Genomic DNA, 8,698 nt, shown 5'->3' on the forward strand with positions numbered 1-8,698 from the left:
ACGACGATGATTGAATGGATTATCCGGCGCTCTGTCGCCAACCGTTTCCTGGTCATGATGGGGGCCCTGTTTCTCAGCATCTGGGGTACATGGACGATTATTAACACGCCGGTCGATGCCTTGCCTGACCTGTCAGATGTGCAGGTCATTATTAAAACCAGCTATCCCGGCCAGGCCCCGCAGATTGTAGAAAACCAGGTCACCTATCCACTTACCACCACCATGCTCTCCGTACCTGGCGCAAAAACTGTGCGTGGTTTTTCACAGTTCGGTGATTCGTATGTATATGTCATTTTTGAAGACGGCACCGATCTGTACTGGGCCCGTTCCCGCGTGCTGGAATATCTGAATCAGGTTCAGGGAAAACTGCCCGCCGGGGTGAGTTCTGAAATCGGTCCGGATGCCACGGGTGTGGGCTGGATTTTTGAATATGCCCTTGTCGATCGCAGCGGAAAACACGACCTTTCAGAACTGCGTTCTCTGCAGGACTGGTTCCTGAAGTTTGAGCTGAAAACCATTCCTAATGTCGCTGAAGTTGCATCCGTAGGCGGCGTGGTTAAGCAGTATCAGATCCAGCTTGACCCGGTAAAACTGACGCAGTACGGCATCGGTCTGCCAGAAGTAAAACAAGCTCTTAGCTCATCTAACCAGGAAGCCGGTGGCTCATCTGTTGAAATTGCTGAGTCAGAGTATATGGTCCGGGCCAGCGGTTATCTTCAGACTATTGATGATTTCAAAAATATCGTCCTGAAAACGGGGGAAAATGGAGTACCTGTTTACCTGCGTGATGTTGCCCGCATACAAATGGGACCGGAAATGCGGCGTGGTATCGCTGAGCTTAACGGTCAGGGCGAAGTCGCTGGCGGAGTGGTGATCCTGCGTTCGGGCAAAAATGCACGCGAAGTCATTACGGCGGTGAGGGATAAACTGGACACGCTGAAGGCAAGCCTGCCTGAAGGAGTGGAGATCGTAACGACATACGATCGCAGCCAGTTAATCGATCGTGCGATTGACAACCTCAGTTACAAGCTTCTTGAAGAGTTTATCGTTGTTGCTGTCGTTTGCGCACTGTTCCTCTGGCATGTCCGTTCTGCCCTGGTGGCGATTATTTCTCTGCCACTTGGCCTGTGTATCGCCTTTATCGTCATGCACTTCCAGGGGCTGAATGCCAACATTATGTCGCTGGGAGGGATTGCAATAGCCGTCGGAGCGATGGTGGATGCCGCCATCGTCATGATCGAAAACGCGCATAAACGGCTTGAGGAGTGGGACCATCAGCATCCCGGGGAACAGATTGATAATGCCACCCGCTGGAAGGTTATCACTGACGCCTCCGTTGAAGTGGGTCCAGCGCTGTTTATCAGCCTGCTGATTATCACATTATCGTTCATTCCTATTTTTACCCTGGAAGGGCAGGAAGGGCGTCTGTTTGGTCCGCTGGCCTTTACAAAAACGTATTCCATGGCGGGTGCAGCCATACTGGCAATCATTGTTATCCCTATTCTGATGGGGTTCTGGATCCGCGGGAAAATTCCTGCTGAGACCAGTAACCCACTGAACCGGTTGCTGATTAAAGCGTATCACCCGTTACTGCTCAGGGTACTACACTGGCCAAAAACAACCCTGCTGGTTGCGGCTTTATCCATTTTCACTGTTATCTGGCCACTGAGTCAGGTGGGCGGCGAGTTTTTACCGAAGATTAACGAAGGTGACCTGTTGTATATGCCGTCAACGTTACCTGGCGTGTCTCCTGGAGAAGCTGCTGCGCTCTTACAGACCACGGACAAACTAATCAAAACGGTGCCTGAAGTGGCCTCAGTTTTTGGCAAGACCGGTAAGGCTGAGACCGCCACGGATTCTGCTCCGCTCGAAATGATGGAAACCACCATCCAACTGAAACCTGAGGATCAGTGGCGTCCAGGCATGACGATTGACAAGATTATTGAAGAACTCGACAGGACCGTCCGTTTACCGGGTCTGGCCAACCTCTGGGTACCGCCTATCCGTAACCGTATTGATATGCTCTCAACCGGCATTAAAAGTCCGATAGGTATTAAGGTATCGGGTACTGTTCTGTCGGATATCGATGTAACAGCACAGAGTATCGAAGCAGTCGCTAAAACCGTACCTGGTGTGGTTTCCGCACTGGCTGAACGACTGGAAGGTGGACGTTATATTGATGTGGACATTAACCGGGAAAAAGCTTCCCGGTACGGGATGACTGTGGGCGACGTCCAGCTGTTCGTCTCTTCAGCAATCGGTGGGGCTATGGTGGGTGAGACGGTTGAAGGCGTGGCCCGGTACCCTATTAACATTCGCTATCCGCAGGATTACCGTAACAGTCCGCAGGCGTTGAGAGAGATGCCAATCCTGACCCCAATGAAGCAGCAAATTACGCTGGGCGATGTTGCCGATATTAAGGTCGTTTCCGGACCAACCATGCTGAAAACCGAAAATGCCCGGCCAGCCAGCTGGATTTATGTTGATGCCCGCGGCAGGGACATGGTGTCGGTGGTGAACGATATTAAGACGGCCATCAGTGAGAAAGTGAAACTGAGACCGGGGACCAGTGTGGCATTCTCAGGACAGTTTGAATTACTCGAGCACGCCAATAAGAAATTAAAACTGATGGTACCGATGACGGTGATGATCATCTTCATCCTGTTATATCTGGCATTCCGCAGGGTTGATGAAGCCCTGTTGATCCTGATGAGCCTGCCGTTTGCCCTGGTTGGCGGGATATGGTTCCTGTACTGGCAGGGCTTCCATATGTCAGTGGCGACCGGAACCGGGTTTATCGCCCTGGCCGGGGTGGCAGCAGAGTTTGGCGTGGTCATGCTGATGTATCTGCGTCATGCCATTGAAGCGCACCCGAAATTGTCCCGTAAAGAGACGTTCACACCGGAAGGCCTTGATGAAGCCCTCTATCATGGTGCCGTACTGCGTGTCCGGCCGAAAGCCATGACCGTGGCGGTGATCGTTGCGGGTCTGCTGCCAATACTCTGGGGAACCGGTGCAGGTTCAGAAGTCATGAGCCGTATCGCGGCACCCATGATTGGTGGGATGATCACGGCTCCGCTGCTGTCCCTGTTCATTATTCCTGCCGCCTACAAATTAATCTGGCTGCGCAGACATAAAAAAAGCGTGTCCTGAACCTGAAAGGGCACCCCCTGTGGGTGTCCTTCTTTACTGATTCACCCTGACGTCAGGGTTTATATCGATAATATACAGAGGTGAGTATGAAAAAAGTGGTTCTAATGGCGCTGGCTCTCGGCCTTTCACTACCCGCGATGGCGAGTGAAAAAGTGATTGATATGTACAAATCTGAAAACTGTGGCTGTTGTTCCCTGTGGGGCAAAGCGATGGAAAAAGACGGGTTTGAAGTACGAACTCACGTCATGAATGATCAGGCGCTGTCAGCCCTGAAAGAAAAGCATGCTATTCCTGCAGGACTACGAAGTTGTCATACCGCGGTTGCCGGTAATTTGATCATTGAAGGCCATGTGCCTGCGACAACGATACATAAGGCAATGCAGTCTGGTTCGGGTATATACGGTCTCGCCACCCCCGGTATGCCAGCAGGAAGTCCTGGAATGGAGATGGGAGCCCGAAAAGAGGCTTACGATGTTATCGCATTCTCACCGGATGGAAGTAAAAAAGTCTTCCAGCGAATCGAATAGTCAGCGGAACGGCTGATAACGGGACGCTGGTAGCAGGCACTCCTGTGCCGGCGATATTCGTGGTAATCGCATCCATGACATACCCTGAAGACAGAAGATGCTTCGGTATGCATAAGGAGAGTTACTGTGAAAAATGACAATGCAGTGCAACACAACAACCAGACTGCTTCTGAGCAGACATTATCCCCGGACGAGGGCCACGTATTGCATAAGGTGAGAGATCCCGTGTGCGGGATGGCCATCCTGCCCGACAGGGCGCACAGCAGCATTCGATACCAGGACCATCAACTTTATTTCTGCTCCGCCAGCTGTGAGAGTAAATTTAAAGCCCATCCCGATCGTTATCTTACCGAAGATGCCTGTGAACATTCCCATCACCATCACCACGATCATCACGAAGTCAGCCCTGATCAGATAAAACAGCCTCACCACCAGGCGGAAAAAGAGAATTCTGAAGGTGTGTGGACATGTCCGATGCACCCGGAGATACGCCGCAATGGTCCCGGAAGCTGTCCTGTCTGTGGAATGGCACTGGAGCCGCTCGTAGCTACGGCATCCACGGGGCCGAGTGATGAACTTCACGACATGACAAGACGCTTCTGGCTGGGGTTGTTGCTGGCGTTTCCGGTTCTGGTACTCGAAATGGGATCTCATCTGTTTCCCGACTTGAGGAATACAGTACCGCCACAGTACAACACATGGCTGCAGCTGCTTCTGGCCTCCCCTGTCGTGTTGTGGTGTGGCTGGCCATTCTTCGCCCGGGCCGGAATGTCGTTACGTAACCGCTCCCTGAATATGTTTACCCTTGTTGCAATGGGGACCGGCGTAGCCTGGGTTTACAGCGTCATTGCAACCGTCTTCCCCTCCTGGTTTCCTGCATCGTTCAGAAACATGGATGGCCTGGTGGCCGTTTATTTTGAAGCCGCAGCAGTTATTACGGTGCTTGTTCTGCTGGGACAGGTTCTTGAGCTGCGGGCACGGGAACAAACCTCAGGCGCCATTACTGCGCTTCTGAACCTTGCCCCCAAAACCGCCAGACGGCTGGATCATGACGGTCATGAAACGGATATTAATGCGGAAGATGTCCTGCCTGGCGATAAGCTCCGCATCAGACCTGGAGAGAGTATTCCGGTCGACGGTATCGTGATCGAAGGCAAAACAACCGTTGATGAATCGATGGTGACCGGGGAGTCTATGCCGGTTACCAAAACGAAGGGTGACCCTGTCATTGGGGGGACGATTAATCAGACAGGTAGTCTTATCATCCGTGCAGAGAAAGTCGGTGATGAAACGATGCTCTCACGAATTGTTCAGATGGTCGCTGATGCACAGCGTTCGCGTGCCCCCATCCAGAGAATGGCTGACAGCGTTTCAGGCTGGTTTGTTCCTCTGGTGATACTTATCGCGGTTGTTGCTTTCGTGATCTGGTCTGTCTGGGGGCCCGAGCCCAGGATGGCGCACGGTCTGATTGCGGCTGTGTCGGTCCTGATTATTGCCTGCCCCTGCGCACTGGGGCTGGCCACACCGATGTCGATAATGGTGGGGGTAGGCAAAGGAGCCCAGGCCGGGGTGTTAATCAGGAATGCCGAAGCCCTTGAGCGTCTTGAAAAAGTGGACACGCTGGTTGTCGACAAAACAGGCACGCTCACGGAAGGTTCGCCTACGGTGACAGGGATTATCAGTCTCAATCCGGGTGGGGAAGCATCTCTTTTACGTGTAGCGGCCGCAGTGGAAAAAGGCTCGCAGCATCCGCTGGGTATGGCTGTAGTCCGGGCAGCCCAGCACAGGGGGATCATGATACCCGCAGTCAGTGATTTCAATGCTCCGTCGGGGAAAGGTGTTTCAGGCGATGTTGAAGGTCAACGGGTTGTTATTGGTAATGAACTGGCTATGCAGGAAAACAGTATCGTTATTGATAATCAAAAGGCCGTTGCGGATACGTTGCGGATGGAAGGCGCTACCGTTATCTATGTGGCCACAGATGGGTACCTTGCAGGCCTGATAGCTATCTCGGATCCCGTGAAAGCAACCACGCCGGATGCGCTTAAAGCTTTGCGTCAGGCGGGGATCCGCATTGTTATGCTCACCGGGGATAACCAGCTTACTGCTGAAGCAGTCGCACGGAAACTGGGAATAGATGAGGTTGAAGCCGGGGTTCTGCCTGACGGCAAAAAAGCAGTGATAACCCGACTGAAAGCGTCTGGTCATGTGGTTGCGATGGCGGGGGACGGTGTAAATGATGCCCCGGCGCTGGCAGCGGCTGACGTGGGCATAGCTATGGGAACGGGTACAGATGTGGCAATTGAAAGTGCCGGAGTCACCCTTCTCAAAGGCGACTTGATGATACTGAACAGGGCCCGTCATCTGTCAGAGATCACCATGAAAAATATCCGACAGAATCTGTTTTTTGCATTTATCTACAACGCACTTGGCGTGCCTGTGGCTGCAGGTCTGCTTTATCCTGTGTATGGAATACTGCTGTCGCCAGTTATTGCGGCGGCGGCCATGGCTCTTTCCTCCGTCAGCGTCATTGTGAATGCGTTGCGTCTGAAAAGTGTCAGGCTCGGGAAATAACACTGAGTGAAGGGTCAGTTACGAACAGAAGGAGTCCAGTATGAAAAGTACCACCTATGCGCTTATTGCTGTCGCCGCGATCGCGGCATTTGCCCTCCTGCGCGAACACTGGTCACATGTGGCAGGTTACTGGCCATATCTGTTATTGCTGGTCTGCCCGCTAATGCATCTTTTCCACGGCCACGGAGGGCATGGAGATCATCAACATCACGGAAGTGAAAACGATAAAAAAAATTAATCCGGCAGACGGGGCCGCGTCGCGGTCCCGTTATCAGTCCAGGTATCGTTCGTAGTCTCTGGCATGCGCAAAGGCATGCTGTTCGAGTTTGTTATCAGCGGGTGCCGCTGCCCGGAACGCCAGAGAGTTAACAGGGTTGTTATTGATGACCAGCTCGTAATGCAGATGAGGACCGGATGAACGTCCGCTTTTACCGGATAACGCAATAGCACCTCCCCGTGTAACCCTGGCCCCTTTAGTAACGAGTATTTTATTGAGGTGGAGATAGCAAGTTTTAACACCGGCTTTTCCTGTTACTTCAACAAAATATCCCATGGTACTGTTGTATTCGGCCCGGGTGATTTTTCCGTCGATGACGCTGACTATTTTCGTGTTCATGGGCATGGAATAATCAATGCCATTATGGGGACTCACTTTTCCGGATACCGGGTTAAGTCTTGCAGGATTGAAAGGCGAACTGAGTCTTGCTGTGGCCGGTAACGGATAATCGAGACTGCCTTTCCCGGAAGTATCGGAAAGGTCATAGAACTTTTTATCTGATATACGATACGCCGTGTAATTAAATGAACCGGACGTAAATTTATAGGCCACGACATGTGATTTTCCCGCTTTCTTTTGCAGTACTAGTTTTAATGATTCATTTTTTTTCAAATGCCGCAGATTAAACCGGGAAGGCAAGGAGCGCTGAAGAGTAGCGATCTCGTTCGATTCCAGCCCCGAGCGGGTGGCTGAAAGGCAGGCATTTTCTTTTACGACATCGGTAGAATACATTTACTGGAATTCGCCGTTAGCATGAACACTGCGGCGTATGCTAGGGGTTTTCAGGAGGCGTGTCATCTGTCAGTTAATCGGGAGCACCGTTGATGGTCGTCATTTTTGTAACATATCTTGTTTCCCGTTTGCTCCTGAAGCTCTGGGAACTGTATGACCAGCCCGACGGTGATGATTAACGGGACTGAAACAGGTTACGGCAGAGCAATATGGGGCTCATGTCCTGCTACGTAACCCGTCAGTAAGGCCCTGCTGCGCACCTGACGCTAAGCACTAACCCGTCTGCTACCTGGACGAATACAGGCCGCGAAGCTTTCTTGCCTGCGTCTGATGAGCTTCCGCACCGGCATTATTGACCTGCTCATGCACGAGGGCGGCTTTCTCTCCGGCATTCAGTTCGTTAAAAGAAGAAGAGAAGGTCTTTGAATTTTCACCACTCTCGGACAGCATTTTTTTATGTTCCTCAATCATTTTCTGATGTGCATAGGACGGGCTGTTGTTCATAAATGAATGAGCAACAATGGCCCTTTCATGTTCATTCATTTCAGAGAATGAGGGCGTGCTGTTTTTATTAATCCTGTCCGGCAAATTTTCATGCGTCGAGGAATTCACATGACTGACGGCTGAGGCATTATTAACAAATCGATGTGCTTCATGGGCAATATCACTGGACTGAGCAAAAGCTGCCCCACAAAATAAAGCTGTAAACGCAGTGGTCGTGATTAATATATTCATGTGTAATTACCTTCTGAGGTACATAAAAGATGTCCTTATGATCATATATAAAAATAATCAACCTGTGGGGAAGATGACGTAAATGTAATACAGCTATGTACATTACACGATTGTAATGAATTTGTTTCTTAAGGTGTGCTAGCTTCATTTCATTGTAAGTGGATGAACCAGTAATTTAATTTAAATCGGTTCTCGAATTCTGTCAGTAACCATACTTTAAATAAGGGAATGCGCATGCTGTTGAAAACGTCTCGACGAACTTTCCTGAAGGCGTTAACCCTCTCTGGCGTAGCCGGAAGTCTTGGCGTATGGAGTTTCAATGCGCGTTCCAGTCTGAGCCTGCCAGTTGCCGCATCCCTGCAGGGTACTCAGTTTGACCTGACCATTGGTGAAACGGCCGTCAATATCCAGAGGTTGAGCGCCTGCTCGTCTATCCAAAAAGTCAGTGAGCTTCGGTTGGTCAACGCCTTGTTATATTCCGGCCAATTGGTAATGCGAGATTTAGATTTGCCCATCTGATAGCGGTTCCTGCGTGGTATTCACAGGATCTGATCGCATCTGAGACGGAAGGTTGGCTTTGTTTCCTAAATCGATTCAGCGAGCAAAGCTCCTCATAATCGTTTGAATATTAAACTACACGGTAAGTTTCAGGCATGCCTAGCCCAGTGAGTTTGTTCAACGCCTTTATCATCGCGTAAGT

The 8,698-nt window shown here is 51.0% G+C and carries 6 protein-coding genes and 2 pseudogenes; 5 read left to right on the forward strand and 3 right to left on the reverse strand.

The features are described 5' to 3' along the window. Positions 1 to 6: 6 nt before the first annotated feature. The 4 genes from silA (at position 7) to B5P39_RS23285 (ending at position 6,492) form a co-directional block, all read left to right on the forward strand. On the forward strand, positions 7 to 3,153 hold the full coding sequence (gene silA / locus B5P39_RS23270; protein WP_011711636.1) for a Cu(+)/Ag(+) efflux RND transporter permease subunit SilA: 3,147 nt from the start codon (positions 7 to 9) through the stop codon (positions 3,151 to 3,153). Between the two features lie 86 nt (positions 3,154 to 3,239). Then, positions 3,240 to 3,680: a DUF411 domain-containing protein gene (locus tag B5P39_RS23275; RefSeq protein WP_000758228.1), complete on the forward strand. Its 441-nt coding sequence runs from the start codon at positions 3,240 to 3,242 to the stop codon at positions 3,678 to 3,680. Between the two features lie 126 nt (positions 3,681 to 3,806). Further along, positions 3,807 to 6,254, forward strand: coding sequence for an Ag(+)-translocating P-type ATPase SilP (gene silP, locus B5P39_RS23280; protein WP_086904628.1), 2,448 nt, complete (start codon positions 3,807 to 3,809; stop codon positions 6,252 to 6,254). Positions 6,255 to 6,294: 40 nt separating this feature from the next. Next, positions 6,295 to 6,492 carry a DUF2933 domain-containing protein gene (locus B5P39_RS23285; protein ID WP_000843494.1) on the forward strand — a complete coding sequence of 66 codons (198 nt, stop codon included), beginning with the start codon at positions 6,295 to 6,297 and terminating at the stop codon, positions 6,490 to 6,492. A 33-nt stretch (positions 6,493 to 6,525) separates the two neighbouring features. Here the strand turns inward: B5P39_RS23285 and B5P39_RS23290 are convergent, their stop codons facing one another. Next, on the reverse strand, positions 6,526 to 7,263 hold the full coding sequence (locus B5P39_RS23290; RefSeq protein ID WP_086904627.1) for a peptidoglycan DD-metalloendopeptidase family protein: 738 nt from the start codon (positions 7,261 to 7,263) through the stop codon (positions 6,526 to 6,528). Positions 7,264 to 7,548: 285 nt separating this feature from the next. Beyond that, the gene (locus tag B5P39_RS23295; RefSeq protein WP_011918417.1) at positions 7,549 to 7,998 is read right to left on the reverse strand and encodes a hypothetical protein; all 450 of its coding nucleotides are present in this window, start codon (positions 7,996 to 7,998) and stop codon (positions 7,549 to 7,551) included. A 234-nt stretch (positions 7,999 to 8,232) separates the two neighbouring features. Between B5P39_RS23295 and B5P39_RS23300 the strand changes: the two are divergent. Then, a pseudogene (locus B5P39_RS23300) lies at positions 8,233 to 8,406 on the forward strand (twin-arginine translocation signal domain-containing protein); the annotation flags it as partial. On the opposite strand, the pseudogene B5P39_RS24585 reads toward B5P39_RS23300, so the two are convergent. Then, positions 8,397 to 8,513: pseudogene (locus tag B5P39_RS24585) on the reverse strand (IS5/IS1182 family transposase); the annotation flags it as partial. The pseudogenes B5P39_RS23300 and B5P39_RS24585 overlap by 10 nt on opposite strands. Between the last annotated feature and the right edge of the window lie 185 nt (positions 8,514 to 8,698).

It is taken from the genome of Shewanella sp. Shew256, from assembly GCF_002196695.1.
GTDB lineage: Bacteria > Pseudomonadota > Gammaproteobacteria > Enterobacterales > Shewanellaceae > Shewanella > Shewanella mangrovisoli.

Coding starts and splice junctions, on each gene's coding strand:
- silA (WP_011711636.1), top strand. CDS start 7: ATGATTGAATGGATTATCCGGCGCTCTGTCGCCAACCGTTTCCTGGTC.
- B5P39_RS23275 (WP_000758228.1), top strand. CDS start 3,240: ATGAAAAAAGTGGTTCTAATGGCGCTGGCTCTCGGCCTTTCACTACCC.
- B5P39_RS23285 (WP_000843494.1), top strand. CDS start 6,295: ATGAAAAGTACCACCTATGCGCTTATTGCTGTCGCCGCGATCGCGGCA.
- B5P39_RS23290 (WP_086904627.1), bottom strand. CDS start 7,263: ATGTATTCTACCGATGTCGTAAAAGAAAATGCCTGCCTTTCAGCCACC.
- B5P39_RS23295 (WP_011918417.1), bottom strand. CDS start 7,998: ATGAATATATTAATCACGACCACTGCGTTTACAGCTTTATTTTGTGGG.